This window comes from Pseudomonas sp. 05N36 (genome assembly GCF_056397385.1).
The window spans coordinates 70,094-84,526 of sequence record NZ_JBFTNH010000019.1 but is presented as its reverse complement, the minus strand read 5'-3'; the positions used below and the strand labels follow the sequence as shown (position 1 = coordinate 84,526).

At 62.8% G+C, this 14,433-nt stretch carries 12 protein-coding genes; all 12 read right to left on the bottom strand.

Annotated features, from left to right (window positions below):
* Positions 1–106: 106 nt before the first annotated feature.
* The 12 genes from AC1DIH_RS21915 to AC1DIH_RS21860 all read right to left on the bottom strand — a co-directional run bounded on the left by AC1DIH_RS21915 (position 107) and on the right by AC1DIH_RS21860 (position 14,346).
* Positions 107–1,186: a tartrate dehydrogenase gene (locus tag AC1DIH_RS21915; protein ID WP_019689743.1), complete on the bottom strand. Its 1,080-nt coding sequence runs from the start codon at positions 1,184–1,186 to the stop codon at positions 107–109.
* A gap of 26 nt (positions 1,187–1,212) precedes the next feature.
* Positions 1,213–2,670, bottom strand: a complete 1,458-nt coding sequence (locus tag AC1DIH_RS21910) for an NAD-dependent succinate-semialdehyde dehydrogenase (RefSeq protein WP_477773264.1) — start codon at positions 2,668–2,670, stop codon at positions 1,213–1,215.
* A 256-nt stretch (positions 2,671–2,926) separates the two neighbouring features.
* Positions 2,927–4,084 (bottom strand): acetylornithine deacetylase, encoded by a 1,158-nt coding sequence (gene argE / locus AC1DIH_RS21905; RefSeq protein WP_477773263.1) that lies wholly within the window; start codon positions 4,082–4,084, stop codon positions 2,927–2,929.
* A complete protein-coding gene (locus AC1DIH_RS21900; protein WP_477773262.1) occupies positions 4,081–5,235 on the bottom strand; it encodes an NAD(P)/FAD-dependent oxidoreductase in 1,155 nt (384 codons plus the stop codon). The genes argE and AC1DIH_RS21900 overlap by 4 nt, the downstream gene beginning before the upstream one ends.
* Positions 5,232–6,623, bottom strand: a complete 1,392-nt coding sequence (locus AC1DIH_RS21895) for an FAD/NAD(P)-dependent oxidoreductase (RefSeq protein ID WP_477773261.1) — start codon at positions 6,621–6,623, stop codon at positions 5,232–5,234. Before AC1DIH_RS21895 ends, AC1DIH_RS21900 begins: the two co-directional genes overlap by 4 nt.
* Positions 6,605–6,913 (bottom strand): (2Fe-2S)-binding protein, encoded by a 309-nt coding sequence (locus tag AC1DIH_RS21890; protein ID WP_347927131.1) that lies wholly within the window; start codon positions 6,911–6,913, stop codon positions 6,605–6,607. Before AC1DIH_RS21890 ends, AC1DIH_RS21895 begins: the two co-directional genes overlap by 19 nt.
* Entirely contained in the window at positions 6,910–8,751 is a 1,842-nt protein-coding gene (locus AC1DIH_RS21885; RefSeq protein ID WP_477773260.1) for an ABC transporter ATP-binding protein, read from the bottom strand. The genes AC1DIH_RS21890 and AC1DIH_RS21885 overlap by 4 nt, the downstream gene beginning before the upstream one ends.
* Before the next feature lies 1 nt (position 8,752).
* On the bottom strand, positions 8,753–9,628 hold the full coding sequence (locus AC1DIH_RS21880; protein WP_054597942.1) for an ABC transporter permease: 876 nt from the start codon (positions 9,626–9,628) through the stop codon (positions 8,753–8,755).
* Positions 9,625–10,581: an ABC transporter permease gene (locus tag AC1DIH_RS21875; RefSeq protein ID WP_054597943.1), complete on the bottom strand. Its 957-nt coding sequence runs from the start codon at positions 10,579–10,581 to the stop codon at positions 9,625–9,627. The genes AC1DIH_RS21880 and AC1DIH_RS21875 overlap by 4 nt, the downstream gene beginning before the upstream one ends.
* A 48-nt stretch (positions 10,582–10,629) precedes the next feature.
* Positions 10,630–12,267 carry an ABC transporter substrate-binding protein gene (locus AC1DIH_RS21870; RefSeq protein ID WP_427527485.1) on the bottom strand — a complete coding sequence of 546 codons (1,638 nt, stop codon included), beginning with the start codon at positions 12,265–12,267 and terminating at the stop codon, positions 10,630–10,632.
* Positions 12,268–12,357: 90 nt separating this feature from the next.
* A complete protein-coding gene (locus AC1DIH_RS21865; RefSeq protein WP_477773259.1) occupies positions 12,358–13,632 on the bottom strand; it encodes an NAD(P)/FAD-dependent oxidoreductase in 1,275 nt (424 codons plus the stop codon).
* 45 nt (positions 13,633–13,677) lie between these two features.
* A complete protein-coding gene (locus AC1DIH_RS21860; RefSeq protein WP_427527489.1) occupies positions 13,678–14,346 on the bottom strand; it encodes a haloacid dehalogenase type II in 669 nt (222 codons plus the stop codon).
* Positions 14,347–14,433 lie beyond the last annotated feature (87 nt).

Genomic DNA, 14,433 nt, shown 5'->3' with positions numbered 1-14,433 from the left:
CAAATGTGCGGGCTTGCTCGCGAAAGCGGTGTGTCAGTCGATATTGATGTCGCCTGACACACCGCTTTCGCGAGCAAGCCCGCTCCCACACTGGTCGGTGGTGGGTTCAGAGTCTGTCGGCAATCGCCTTTCCAACATCCTGAGTCGAGCCCTTCCCACCCAGATCCGGCGTGATCGGCCCCTCGGCAATCACCCGCTCGATTGCCTGCAAAATCCCGTCATGGGCCGCGCGATAACGCTCATCACCGTTACCGAGGAAATCGAGCATTAATGCCCCGGACCAGATCATCGCAATCGGGTTGGCGATGTTTTGCCCGTAGATATCCGGCGCCGAGCCATGCACCGGTTCGAACAGCGATGGAAAACGCCGCTCCGGGTCGAGATTCGCTGACGGCGCAATGCCGATGGTGCCAGCACACGCCGGCCCGAGGTCGGAGAGAATGTCGCCGAACAGGTTCGACGCCACCACCACATCGAAGCGGTCCGGTTGCAACACGAAACGCGCACACAGAATGTCGATGTGCTGTTTGTCCCAGGTGATCTCCGGGTACTGCGCGGCCATCAATGCGGTGCGCTCGTCCCAGTACGGCATGCTGATGGAAATCCCGTTGGACTTGGTCGCCGCCGTCAGGCGTTTGCGCGGCCGGGTCTGGGCCAGCTCGAAGGCGAACTTGAGAATCCGGTCGACCCCGCGTCGGGTGAACACCGACTCTTGCAGCACGAACTCATGCTCGGTGCCTTCGAACATCTTGCCGCCAACCGAGGAATATTCACCTTCGGTGTTTTCGCGAATCACCACGAAATCGATGTCCCCCGGCTTGCGTCCGGCCAATGGGCACGGCACGCCGGGGAATAACCGCACCGGGCGGATGTTCACGTACTGGTCGAAATCCCGACGGAATTTCAGCAGCGACCCCCACAGGGAAATGTGATCCGGCACCTTGTCTGGCCAGCCCACGGCGCCGAAGTAGATCGCGTCAAAGCCCTTGAGCTGTTCGAACCAGTCGTCAGGCATCATCTGCCCGTGCTCCAGGTAATAATCGCAGTGCGCCCAGTCGAGCACCTCGATGCTCAACTCCAGCTGCCATTTCTTCGCGGCCTGCTCCAGGACTCGCAGCCCTTCGGGCAGGACTTCCTTGCCGATGCCGTCGCCGGCAATCGCGGCGATTCTGAATGTCTTGCTCATCAATCGTGGCTCCCCGTGTCTGTGAGTTACAGCCCGCCAATGTGGAAGGCTTTGACTTCAAGGTATTCGTCCAGGCCGTACTTGCTGCCTTCACGGCCCAGGCCCGACTGCTTGATGCCGCCGAACGGCGCGACTTCCATGGAAATGATCCCGGTGTTGAGGCCGACCATGCCGAACTCCAGCGCTTCGCCGAAACGCCACGAGCGGCGCAGGTCCTGAGTGAAATAGTAGGCGCCCAGTCCATAAGGCGTGGCATTGGCCAGCGCGAGTGCTTCGGCCTCCTCGGTAAAACGCATCAGCGGCGCCACCGGGCCGAAGGTTTCTTCGTTGGCCAGCAGCATGCCGGCGTGGGCATCGCCGAGTACCGTTGGCTGGACAAATTGACTGTCGCCCTCGGGAATACCGCCGCAGAGCAAGCGCGCGCCCTGGCTCAGGGCATCGTCGATATGCCGGGCGACTTTGCTCACCGCCGCCGGATTGATCAGCGGGCCGATGGTGACGTCGGCGTCGAGGCCGTTACCAACCTTGAGCTTGCCCACCTCCTCCACCAGCCGCTGGGCGAAGCGCTCGTAGATGCCGTCCTGCACCAGGATGCGGTTGGCACAGACGCAGGTCTGCCCGGCGTTGCGAAACTTGCTGAGCATGATGCCCGCCACTGCCTGCTCCAGGTCAGCATCGTCGAACACAATGAACGGCGCATTGCCGCCCAGCTCCAGGCTCAAGCGCTTGATGTGTTCGGCACTCTGGCGCATCAGCAAGCGGCCCACCGCCGTCGAGCCAGTAAAGGAAATCTTCCGTACAGTCGGGTTGCCGGTCAGCTCTTCGCCGATGCCGGCGGGCATCCCGGTCAGCACGTTGAACACCCCGGCCGGAATGCCGACGCGCTCGGCCAGCACCGCCAGGGCCAGCGCCGACAACGGCGTCAGGTCCGAGGGTTTGACGATGATCGGACAACCCGCCGCCAAGGCCGGTGCGCACTTGCGGGTGATCATCGCGTTGGGGAAGTTCCACGGGGTGATGGCCGCACAGACACCCACCGGTTGCTTGAGGGTCAGCAGTCGGCGGTCGCCGCTGGGGGCCGGTATGGTTTCGCCGTAAACCCGGCGGGCCTCTTCGGCAAACCATTTGACGAAACCGGCGCCGTAGCGAATTTCGCCTTTGGCTTCGTTCAGCGGTTTGCCCTGCTCGCAAGTCATGATCAACGCGAGGTCATCGAGGTTGTCGATCATCGCCTGATACCAGCGCTCCAGCAGCGCCGCACGCTCGGCCGCCGGGCGGGCGCGCCAGGCCGGCCAGGCTTTTTCGGCGGCGTCGATGGCGCGGCGGGTTTCCGTGCTTTGCATCGCCGGTACGCGGGCGAGGAACTGGCCGTTGGCCGGGTTGACGACGTCCAGGGTCGCGGCGTTGTCGGCGCCGATCCACTGCCCGTCGATGTAGGCGAGTTCTGCCAAAAGGCTTGGGTCTTTCAAACGATTCTTGAGCATGATGAAGGTCCTGATCCGAGACACTTGCCAGTCTAGGGAGGTGCCTCGCAAGAGGATGCTGAAAGCGCCTTGAGGGCAGTGTCGGATGCTGAAATTTGCGGTGGGACGGCAGGCTCTACCGAAGGAGATATGGTCTATCAGACAAACACAAAACCCTGTGGGAGCGAGCCTGCTCGCGATAGCGGCTTATCAATCAACACCAATATTGCCTGACACACCGCTATCGCGAGCAGGCTCGCTCCCACATTTAATTCTTTTACAACTTCAAAGAACCGGTCAGGCCTTCAAGAAACCGCTCCCCGGCCTCCATCTGGCTGATCTCGATAAACTCGTCCGGCTTGTGCGCCTGTTCGATCGAGCCCGGTCCGCAGACCACCACCGGTACATCCAGGCGCTGCTTGAACAACCCGCCTTCGGTACCGAACGACACTTTGGACATGCCGGTATCCGGCGCGGCGAAGTTCTTCAGAAAGCGCACTGCTTCGACACTCGGATGGGTATCGAGACCTGGATAGACATTGAGGGTTTCGATCTCGATGTCCGCCACGCTGGAGAGCTTTTTGGCCTCGCGCACGATCACCTCGGCACGCTCTTGCATTTGCGCCAGGAACTGATCCAGATCGTCTGCCGGCAGGTTGCGCACTTCGAAGTCGAGGGTGCAGAGGTTCGGCACGATGTTCAGCGCCTTGCCGCCGACAATCTGCCCGACATGCACCGTGCTGTAAGGCACGTCATAGTCCGCATCCTGAGCGCCCTGCTCTTGCAATTGCTGTTGGCTTTGACGCAGTGCCGCGATGAAATCGCAGGCCACGTGGATCGCATTGACCGAGCGCGGTGCCAGCGATGAGTGCGCCTCCAGGCCTCGACAGTACGTGCGGTAAGAACCCTTGCCCTTGTGCCCGAGCACAAACTGCATGTTGGTCGGCTCGCCAATCAGGCACAGGAATGGCCGCACTGGCGCCAGGTGCAACACATCGAGCAAACGCCGCACGCCAACGCAGCCGGTCTCTTCGTCATGGGACAGCGCCAGTTGCAGTGGACGGCTCAACGAATGGTCGGCGGCGTCGAGCATGGCGTCGATGGCCAACGCGATAAACCCCTTCATGTCGCAGCTGCCGCGCCCGTAAATCCGCCCCTCCTGCACCGTCGCCTGAAACGCCGGAACGGTCCAGGCCTGGCCGGCTGCCGGGACCACGTCGGTGTGCCCGGACAGCAGAATCCCCGGCAACTCCTTGGGGCCTGTGCTGGCGAACAGGTTGGCCTTTTTGCCGGTGGAGTCCTTGACGATCAGCGACTCGATGCCCTTGCTCAGCAACAAGTCGCGTACGTACTCGATCAAGGCCATATTCGACTCCGAAGACACGGTATCGAAGGCCATCAGGCGTTTGAGAATATCCAGTACACGGGGTTTCATGAGGCCTTGCTCCGTTGCTCGGCTGAAAGGGCGAACCGGCGAATGGAGAACGGCTCAATCGAAGTGCAGGTGCTGCCGGTGCTGATCAGTTCGGCCATGACGTCGCCGACACCCGGGCCAAGCTGGAAACCGTGACCACAGAAGCCAAACGCATAGAACAACCCGTCAACCGTACCGCTGGGGCCCATCACCGGCAGGGAATCGGGCATGTAACCTTCGATGCCGCTCCAGACGCGGATGATGTTCAGGTTGCCGACACCCGGCAGCAGGCGCCGCATCTGCTGGATCTGGTTGAGGATGCTGCGCGGCTCGACCTGGGCCCGACGGTTCAGCATGTCCGGCTTGCTGCGGTAGCCACCGCCGATGACGATGTTGCCGCGCGGGATCTGCCGGAAATAAATCACTTCCTCAGGAATTTTCGTGTACACGCCGATCACTGTCGGCAAGGCGTACGGCACCGGCTCGGTCACGGCCATTTGCGGGCCGTGAGTGTCCAGCGGCACCGGTTCGCCGAACTGCGCCGACAGCTTCTGGCCCCAGGCACCGGCGGTAATCAGCAACTGTTCGGCGCTGAACTGCCGACCATCGGTGGTGGTGACGGTGAACTCACCGCCAACCTTTTGCACTTCGGCGACTTCGGTCTGTTCTTCGATCCGTGCGCCAAGGCGCCGCGCGGCCCGGGCAAACGCCGGGGCGGCCAGACGCGGGTTGGCATGGCCGTCGTGGGGCGCGTAGGAGCCGCCCTTCACGTCAGGCCCAAGAAACGGAAAACGCTGGTGCAACTCGGCGCCGCGATAGATTTTCAGGTCCAGTTGCGCAGCCTCGGGGGCGGCGGCGTAGGCCTCCAGTTCAGCGATTTCGTCTTCGCGGTAGCACACCCGCATGTGCCCGCTGGCGATGAATTCGAGATCGTCGTCGATCAGCTCCGGCAGGCGTTTCCACAACGCCCAGGAGCGGTTGGCCAATTCCAGCTGCCCGAGGAATCGCCCCTGGCGCCGGACGTTGCCGAAGTTCACGCCGCTGGCGTACTGACCGATCTGGTCGCGCTCCAGCAAGATCACCGACTGCCCGCGCTGGCGCAGGAAAAACGCCGCCGCCGAGCCCATCAGACCGCCCCCGACAATCACCACATCGGCTTTCTGTAGCGTCATGGCAACACCTCCTCGGTGAGCATCGAAAGCGGTTTGACCGGCGCCTGACCACGCTGGCGGCCGACCTGTTGCACGTTGACGCCGGCCGCAGCGGCAATCACCTCGGCCCCGGCCTGGGAGCAATAACGGCCCTGACACCGGCCCATGCCGACCCGGCTGAACGCCTTGGCCCGGTTGACCTCACAAGCCCCTTTCTCCCGGACCACGGCCCGCAACTCGCCGGCGCTGATCATCTCGCAGCGGCAGACAATGGCGGCGTCCGGCAAGGCTTTGGCTTGCGCCGACGGCCAGGGAAATGCCTCGGCCAAACCGAGACGAAACCGGTCCATTCCCGCCAGGGCGTGCCGCTGTTCGTCGCGCAACCCGGCGTCCACCGGTTGGTGCAGATCCTCCAGCAGAGCCATGGCCACCAGGCGCCCGGCGTGCTCGGCGGCATCCGCGCCACGAATTTTCGAGCCATCGCCGGCGGCATACACGCCATTTACCGAGGTCCGGCCTTCTTCATCGACGGCCAGCCACCATTGACTGGACGCTTCATCGAAGCGCAGACAGCAACCGGCCAGATCCGCCAGTTGGGTTTCCGGGCGCAGGTGATAACCCAGCGCCACGGCATCGCACTCCACCGTCAACGTCTTGCCTTCGGCGGTCCGCACCCGCACACCACTGACACCGCGCTGGGCATCGCCCAGCACTTGCAACGGAGAAATCCCCAGGTGCACCGGGATCTTCGCCCGGTACAGCTGCGCCAACAGTTTCATCCCGCTGAACAGCACTCCGGGGCGCGCCAGCAGTTTCGGCAAGGCGCCGATGCGCTTGCTCAGCGGCGAAGTGTCGAGCACCGCCGCCACGTTGGCACCAGCCTTGAGGTATTGACTGGCGACCAGATACAGCAACGGCCCGCTGCCCATGAACACCACGCGATGACCAATCGACACCGCCTGGGACTTGAGCGCGATCTGCGCGCCGCCGAGGCTGTAGGTGCCAGCCAGTTGCCAGCCTTCGATCGGCATCAAGCGGTCGGTGGCGCCGGTGCAGAGGATCAGCGCGTCGTAATCCACGGTCGAGTGTTTGCCCTGGCTGACGCAGCACAGTTGCCCCGGCGTGAGGTTCCACACCAGCGTGTCCGGGCGGTAGTCGATCAACCCGCGCAAGCGGTCGAAGCTTTGATGCAAGTCTTTGGCCTTGCCCGCTTCGGTGCCGTAGAGTGTGGTGTAATCGCGGGTAAAACCTTCTGGTTGGCGGCGGTAGATCTGCCCGCCATCGCGACGATTTTCATCGATCAGGATCGGTTTGCAGCCCGCCGCCAGCAAGGTTTCGGCGCAGCGAATGCCGGCCGGCCCGGCGCCGACGATCACCACTCGATGAGTGCTCAGCCGTGCAGTGGCCATATCGCCTCCGGTTGTGTAGTGACGATATCCAGCCCTTCACGGACTTCGTTGGAACAGGCACGCAGCCGTTCGCCGCTGCGGGTCCAGACCCAGCAATCCTGACAGGCGCCCATCAGGCAAAAACCGGCCCGCCGGCCCGAGTCGAACTCCGACTGACGCAGCGCCGAACCCTGGGTCAGCAACGCGACCATCAGCGTGTCGCCCTGCAACGCCTCGATGGGTGTGCCGTCCACCGTCAGTTTGACAGTCGGCCGGCCCTGCTCGGCCAGCCTCACAAAACGCCCCTTCATGCATAGGCTCCCTGAATCATGCTGTTCAAATCCTGCTGGGTTTTCAGCAGCTCGGCACTGTCGTGGTGACAAAGGATTTCACTGCCGCCGACAAGCGTCCGGCGGTTCGGCGCGGTGCGATTGCACAGGCCATCGACCCGCACCGGGCAACGATTGAGAAACGTGCACAACTCCGGCACGTTAGCCTTGGCACCGATCGGCGGCAGCGTGCCGCAGGTGGTGCCGCAGTTTTCCAGCCAGCCCTGACGCAGCTCCGGCACTGAATGAATCAACAGGTCGGTGTAAGGATGGAAAGGCGCCTGGGCAAACGACTGCCGACTGCCCTCCTGAACTTTGTAGCCGCTGTACATCACCACGATGTCGTCGCACAGCGCACGCACGGTGGAGATGTCGTGGCTGATGAACAGATACGACACCCCCAGCTCCTGACGCAGGTCGCGCAGCAGTTCAAGAATCGCCGCGCCGACCACCGTATCCAGCGCCGAGGTCACTTCGTCGCACAGAATCAGGTCCGGCTTGGCCGCCAGTGCCCGGGCCAGGTTGACCCGTTGCTTTTGCCCGCCGGAGAGTTCATTCGGCCGACGCTCGGCCAGGCTCCGCGGCAAGCGCACCAGGTCCAGCAGCTCGCCGATACGCTCGTGCAATGCGGCGCCCTTGAGGCCGAAATACATCTTCAGCGGCCGGCTCAGAATGGTGCTGATGCTGTGCATCGGATTGAGCGCGGTGTCGGCGTTCTGGAAGACCATTTGAATGCGCCGGAACTGTTCGTCGGTACGCTCGGACAGGCTGCCGCCCAGTGGCTGACCATCAAAGGTCAGGCCACCCAACGCCGGTGTCAGCAACCCGGCCACCACCCGCGCCAGAGTCGACTTGCCGGAACCCGATTCACCGATCACGCCGATGGCCTGGCCCCTGCGCACCGTGAGGTCGATGTCTTCCAGCACGCGGATCGACGGCATGCCTTGGGTATTCTTGTTGCCGTAGCCAGCGGTCAAACCTTTGATGGTCAGCAGTGGCTGATCTTCGGCCACACCGCACGGCGGGCGGATCGTCGTATCCGGGCGCGCCGCCGCCAGCAGGCTACGGGTGTATTCATGGGCCGGGCCTTTGAGCAGCGGCGCGGTGGCGCTCTGCTCGAAGATTTGGCCACCATTCAACACGACGATCTGATCCGCCATTTGCGCCACCACGGCCAGGTCGTGGGACACGTAGACTGCCGTCGCTCCACATTCACGCACCACCCGTTTGAAGGCGCGCAGCACGTCGATTTGAGTAGTCACGTCGAGCGCAGTGGTCGGTTCGTCGAGCACCACCAGCAGCGGATCGCTGATCAGCGCCATCGCCGCCATCACCCGTTGCAATTGCCCGCCGGACACTTGATGCGGGTAGCGCTGGCCGATGTGTTCAGGGTCCGGCAGGGCCAGGTCGCGGAACAGTTCGATGGCTTTGGCTTCGAGCACGGTCCGGTTGCCCAGGCCATGAATCAGCGCGCCCTCCACCACTTGGTCGATGAGTTTTTTCGCCGGGTTGAACGCCGCCGCAGCGCTTTGCGCGATATACGACACACGGTTCCCGCGCAGGCCTTGCAGTTCGCGTTCGCTCAACGCCAGCATGTCGTGTTCACCGACCTGCACCACGCCGCCGGCCAACCGGCAACCACGCCGGGCGTAACCGAGCAGCGCCAGGGCGATGGTGGTCTTGCCGGAGCCCGACTCACCGATCAGCGCCAGCACTTCGCCTTTTTCCAGGGAGAAGCTCACCCCCTTGACGATTTCTACTTCGCCGCGCTCGCCACAGGCGACCACGCGCAGGTCCTGGACCCGAATCAATTCACTCATCTCAATGCCCCCCCGTACGTCGACTACGTCGGGACGACAGCCTGTCGATGAACAGATTCACGCCAATGGTCAGAGTGCCGATGGCCAGCGCCGGAATCACGATGGCCGGCGCGCCCTGATTGAGGCCGCCAATGTTCTCGCGCACCAGCGACCCGAGGTCGGCATCGGGCGGTTGCACACCCAGGCCAAGGAAGCTCATGCCGCTGAGCAACAACACAATGAAACCGAAACGCAGCCCCAGGTCAGTCAGCACCGGGTTGAGCATGTTGGGCAGGATTTCCACACAGGCGATATACAGCCGGCGTTCGCCACGGGTTCGGGCCACTTGCACGTACTCCAGCGCTTCGATGTTCACCGCCATACTGCGGGCAATGCGGAACGCGCCGGGGGTGAAACTCAGCACCGCGGTGCAGATCAGCAACGTCACCGAAGAGCCGAAGGCCGAGACCATGATCAGCGCCAGCATCTTGCTCGGGATCGAAATGAACGCGTCCATCAAGCGGCTGATGATTTCATCCAGCCATTTCGGCGAAACCACCGACAACAGTGCGCAGCTGGTGCCCAGACCGCTGGCCAGCACGGCGGCAACCAGCGCCAGGCCGACCGTGAAACGGGCGCCGACGAGGATTCGGCTGAGCATGTCGCGGCCCAGGTAATCGGTGCCAAAGGGGTACGCTGCACTCAGGCTATCGAAGACATTGTCGGAGACCACTTCACCGACCGGGTGCGGCGCCAGCCACGGGCCGAAGACCGCCACCAGCAACCAGATAAAACACATCGCTGCCCCGACCAGACCCAGCCAGGATGGCCCGTTTGACACCTTGCCAACCGACAGGTCGGGGGTCACAGGCATCGATTTCACAATGAGCTTGTTCATTGGTTTCTCAGCCTTGGATTGGAAAGAATCGCGCACAGGTCGGCAATCAGCACCAACCCCAGGTACGCCGTACAAAACAGCATGGTGCAGGCCTGGACCAGCGCCATGTCACGGTTGGTCACCGCATCGACCATCAGGCTGGCGATGCCGGGATAGTTGAAGATCGTCTCGACGATCACCACCCCGCCCAGCAGGTAGGACAGGCTCAAGGCGATGGCATTGGCAATCGGCCCGATGGCATTGGGCAAGGCATGGCGCAGGACGATCCGCACCGGGCTCACGCCTTTGAGCCGGGCCATTTCCACATAAGGGCTGTCGAGTTGATCGATCACCGCCGCCCGGGTCATGCGCGCCATTTGCGCAACGATCACGCAGCAGAGCGTCATCACCGGCAAGGCGTAGGTGCGCAGAAATTGCAGCGGTGAAGTGATGTCGCTGGCATAGGACAGCGCCGACAACCAGCCCAGGTTCACCGCAAAAATCAGCACTGCCAGGGTTGCCACCAAAAACTCCGGTACGGCGACCATCGCCAGGGTGACAAAGCTGAGAAAGCTGTCGATGCGCCCGCCCCGGCCCATGGCCGAACCGATGCCCAGAATCAGCGCCACCGGCACTGACACCAGCGCCGTGGCGGCCGCCAGCATCAAGGTGTTGGGCACCCGACCGGCCATCAAGTCGCTGACCGGCATGGCGTTGGAGACCGACAGGCCCATGTCGCCGCTGAGCAGGCTCATCAACCAGTGCAGGTAACGCAACACACCGGGCTGATCGAGCCCCAGTTTCAGCCGCAGTGCCGCCACCTGTTCCGGCGTGGCGAACTGCCCGAGGGCCTGTTGTGCCGCGTCCCCCGGCAGTACCGCCGTGATGGCGAAAACCACCATGGAGACGATCAACAAGGTCACGATCGCGGCGCCCATACGCCGGCCGATCAACCACAGTGTGTTGCTATTCATCGCCCTGTTCTCCTGCAATGTTGCTACGGCACAAACCTCATCGGCGCATCAAGCATCCAGCCAGACCTGCTCGGCGAACATGTAGCCCATGAAGCCGCCCAACGGGTTGCTGCCATAGCCTTTGACGCGCTGGTCGACGCCGTCGATGTTGCTGATGAACACCGGGATGCCGATACCGCAGTGGTCATGCGCCAGGGTCTGCATGTCCGCGTACATCTTGCCGCGCTTGGCGTCGTCGGTTTCCGCCCGGGCGAGCATCAGCAACTGGTCGAACTGGTCGTTCTTCCAGCCGGATTCGTTCCACGGCGCGCTCGACTGGAAGAACTGCGAAAACATCACGTCGGCGTTCGGCCGCGGGTTGATGTTGCCGAAGCTCAACGGGTGCTTCATCCAGTGGTTGGACCAGTAGCCGTCGCTGGGCAGGCGGTTGACGTCGAGCTTGAGCCCGGCCTGTTTCGCCGATTGCTGCAACAGCACGGCGATGTCCACCGAACCGGTCGCGGCAGGTGATGCCACCAGCGGCATGTTGATGCTGTCCATGCCGGCTTTCTTCAGCAGGAACTTGGCTTTCTCCGGGTCGTAGACGGTCTGCGGCAGGTCAGCGTTGTAGTAGCGCGAACCGGGGGCAATCGGATGGTCGTTACCGACCACCGCAAAACCACGGAACACCGCGGATTTGATTTGTTCGCGGTCCATCAGGTACTTCATGGCCTGGGTGAATTCCGCGCTTTTGCCGGGCATCTGATCCTGACGGATGATCAAGTCAGTGTAGTTGCCCGAGGGTGCATCGACGACGCGGTGACCGGCGCTGGCCTTGATTCGCGTGGTGGAGCGCGGGTTGACCTCGTTGATCATGTGCACGTCGCCCGACAGCAGCGCGTTGACCCGCGATGGCTCGTCGGCAATGGCGATGAACTCGATCTCGTCCAGGTAAGGCAGGCCCGGTTTCCAGTAGCCGGTATTGCGCGCAGCAATCGAACGCACGCCCGGTTTGAACTCCTTGACCTTGAACGGCCCGGTACCGATGCCCTGGTTGAAGTCGGTGGTGCCTTCGGGAACGATCAGCAGGTGCGACACGGCCAGGATCGACGGCAGTTCGGCGTTCGGCGCGCTCAGGCGGATCTGTACTTCATTGGGGCCAGTGGCCTTGATCTCGGCGAACTGCTCCATTAGCGGCATGACCTTGGAACCGGTCAGCGGGTCCTTGTGTCGCGACAGCGAGAACACCACGTCGGCGGCGCTCAGGGTTTTGCCATTGTGGAAGGTCACGTCCTTGCGCAGGGTGATGGTCCACAGCGTGGCATCAGTGTTGTCGATGCGCTCGGCCAGCTCCAGTTGCGGCACCAGATGGCTGTCGAAACGGGTCAGGCCGTTGTAGAACATATAGTGGCGCACATAGTCGGTGGACAGCGCACCTTTGGCCGGGTCCAGGGTATCGGCGGTGGAGCTGGACATGCCGGCGACGCGAATCCGCCCGCCCGGCTTGCCTTTGCCAGGGCTCGCGGCTTCGTCGGCGAACAGTTTGCCGGCGGCGCCGAACAGGCTGCCGGCGCCCGCTGCAGCCACCCCGGCGACACCGAGCAATTGCAACGCGTTGCGGCGCGACATGCCGCGATTGAGGCCTTCGAAGACTCTCAGGCTTTCCTGGCCGGAGATCAGTTTGGAGTCGATCTTGTTATCAGTCATATCAGTTGCACCTGTCGATAATGAGAAGGTTCACTCGCGGTTGTCCGGAGCGTTTTGAGACGCAAACGACGGTAAAGCCACAACATCAACTCAATGCAAATAGTCCTGGAACCGGTAATAAGCGCCCACCAGCGGCAGGAACCACGGCTTGCCGAAATGCCCGGGAATCGCCGGCCAGTCGAGTTCGCGCCAGGGATTGGCCTCGACCTTGCCAGCCATCACGTCGGCCATCACCTGGCCCATGTGCACCGACATCTGCACCCCATGGCCGCTGTAGCCCATGGAGTGATAAACCCCGCCGTGCTGGCCGGCACGGGGCAACCGGTCGGAGGTCATGTCCACCAGCCCGCCCCAGCAGTAATCGATCTTCACCTTGGCCAACGCCGGGAACATCTTCACCATCGCCGCCCGCAGCACCTTGCCGCTCTTGGCGTCGGAGACGCTGTCGGACATGGCAAACCGCGCACGGCCGCCAAACAGCAGACGGTTGTCCGGGGTCAGGCGAAAGTAGTTACCGATCATCCGGCTGGTGACATAGGCTCGCCGACCAGGCAGCAACTGGTCGATCAGGCTCTGCGGAAGGACCTCGGTGGCGATCACGAAACTGCCCACCGGCACGATCCGCCGCCGATACCAGCCCAACCCGCCGTGCTGACAGGCGCCAGTCGCCAGCAGCACTTGCCCGGCGTGCAGCGACCCCTTGGCGGTATTGACCTGATAGCCGCCCGCCTGGGCTTTCCAGTCCGTCACCGGCGTGTCTTGATAGATCAACGCACCGTGCCGTGCCGCTGCTTCGGCCATTCCGACGCCGAAGCGCCCGACATGCATCTGCACGCCGTTGCGCTGCAGCAATCCTCCGTGGAACTGGGCCGAGTCGACTTCAGCGCGGATCTGTTCGGCAGTCAGTAACTCGACATCGGCATCGACCTCTCGGCGAATCAACTCGCAAGTCCGTGCCAGGCCCTCGTAGTGCATCGGCTTGGCGGCCAGCTTGAGCTTGCCGTTACGCTTGAGGTCGCAGGCGATCTGCTCCTGCTCCACCAGCGAAACCACGCTGTGCACGGCACTCTCGTAAGCCTTGTAATAGGCCCGCGCCTTGTCCGCGCCGAGGCTGGCGCTCAGGCCGGCGTAATCCTGGGCCACGCCGGTATTGCACTGCCCGCCGTTGCGACCCGAGGCTTCGCCGATCACCCTGCCGGCCTCCAGCACCACCACACTGGCGCCCTTCAAGGCCAGCGCCCGAGCCGCCGCCAGGCCGGTGAAACCACCCCCGACAATGGCCACGTCGACCTGCCCAGGTAACGCGCCGGTCTGAGCCCCGGTGAACGCCGGTGCAGTGTCGAGCCAGTAGGATTCACTGCCCATGTCTAACCCCTTATGCTGCCGTGAAGAGTGCCGTTACGAAGACGACTAGAGACCGACCAGCGCCGCCAGCCCGCCGATGTCGGTGATCTGCCGGTACTCGTAGAAAGCGTTGGCCGGGACTTCGTGACCACGGGCGACGAAGGCCTTGTTCTTGATCTTCATGTCGTGGGCCGGCATCAGGTCGTAACGGAAGCTCGACGACACATGCAAGATGTCTTCCGGGCCGCAATTGAGGTTGTCGAGCATGTACTCGAACGCAGCCAGGCGCGGTTTGTAGGCTTGTGCCTGCTCGGCGGTAAAAACCTTGTGAAACGGTGCGCCGAGCTTGTCGACGTTGGACATGATCTGGCTGTTGCTGGCGTTGGAGAAAATCACCAGCGGGATCTTGTCGGCGATTTTCGACAGGCCGGCCGGTACGTCCGGGTGCGGGCCCCAGGTCGGCACGGCGTCGTAATACAGCTGGCCTTCGTCACGGTATTCAATACCCCAACGCTTGCAGGTCCGCGCCAGCGCGGTCTTGAGGATTTCGTCATACGGCCTCCAGTCACCCATGACCTGGTCCAGCCGATAGGCCGAGAAGTCCCTGACGAACTGCTCCATCTGCTCGGGCACCACGCGATCGGCGAACAGCTCGCGAGTCATCGTACCCATGTGGAAATTGGTCAGCGTACCGTAGCAGTCGAACGTAATGAATTTGGGGCGAAGAAAGCTCATTGAGTGCGGTCCTGAAGTTCGTTGATGTCATGGCGTGACAAGCATTCGCTCCGTTCCGGGAGCCGTGATGCAACGCTGCAGCACACC

What these genes read in the sequence shown, in the direction of transcription:
- AC1DIH_RS21870 (WP_427527485.1), bottom strand. Translation starts at nt 12,267, where the DNA reads ATGACTGATAACAAGATCGACTCCAAACTGATCTCCGGCCAGGAAAGC.
- AC1DIH_RS21895 (WP_477773261.1), bottom strand. Translation starts at nt 6,623, where the DNA reads ATGGCCACTGCACGGCTGAGCACTCATCGAGTGGTGATCGTCGGCGCC.
- AC1DIH_RS21875 (WP_054597943.1), bottom strand. Translation starts at nt 10,581, where the DNA reads ATGAATAGCAACACACTGTGGTTGATCGGCCGGCGTATGGGCGCCGCG.
- argE (WP_477773263.1), bottom strand. Translation starts at nt 4,084, where the DNA reads ATGAAACCCCGTGTACTGGATATTCTCAAACGCCTGATGGCCTTCGAT.
- AC1DIH_RS21865 (WP_477773259.1), bottom strand. Translation starts at nt 13,632, where the DNA reads ATGGGCAGTGAATCCTACTGGCTCGACACTGCACCGGCGTTCACCGGG.
- AC1DIH_RS21885 (WP_477773260.1), bottom strand. Translation starts at nt 8,751, where the DNA reads ATGAGTGAATTGATTCGGGTCCAGGACCTGCGCGTGGTCGCCTGTGGC.
- AC1DIH_RS21910 (WP_477773264.1), bottom strand. Translation starts at nt 2,670, where the DNA reads ATGCTCAAGAATCGTTTGAAAGACCCAAGCCTTTTGGCAGAACTCGCC.
- AC1DIH_RS21880 (WP_054597942.1), bottom strand. Translation starts at nt 9,628, where the DNA reads ATGAACAAGCTCATTGTGAAATCGATGCCTGTGACCCCCGACCTGTCG.
- AC1DIH_RS21860 (WP_427527489.1), bottom strand. Translation starts at nt 14,346, where the DNA reads ATGAGCTTTCTTCGCCCCAAATTCATTACGTTCGACTGCTACGGTACG.
- AC1DIH_RS21890 (WP_347927131.1), bottom strand. Translation starts at nt 6,913, where the DNA reads ATGAAGGGGCGTTTTGTGAGGCTGGCCGAGCAGGGCCGGCCGACTGTC.
- AC1DIH_RS21900 (WP_477773262.1), bottom strand. Translation starts at nt 5,235, where the DNA reads ATGACGCTACAGAAAGCCGATGTGGTGATTGTCGGGGGCGGTCTGATG.
- AC1DIH_RS21915 (WP_019689743.1), bottom strand. Translation starts at nt 1,186, where the DNA reads ATGAGCAAGACATTCAGAATCGCCGCGATTGCCGGCGACGGCATCGGC.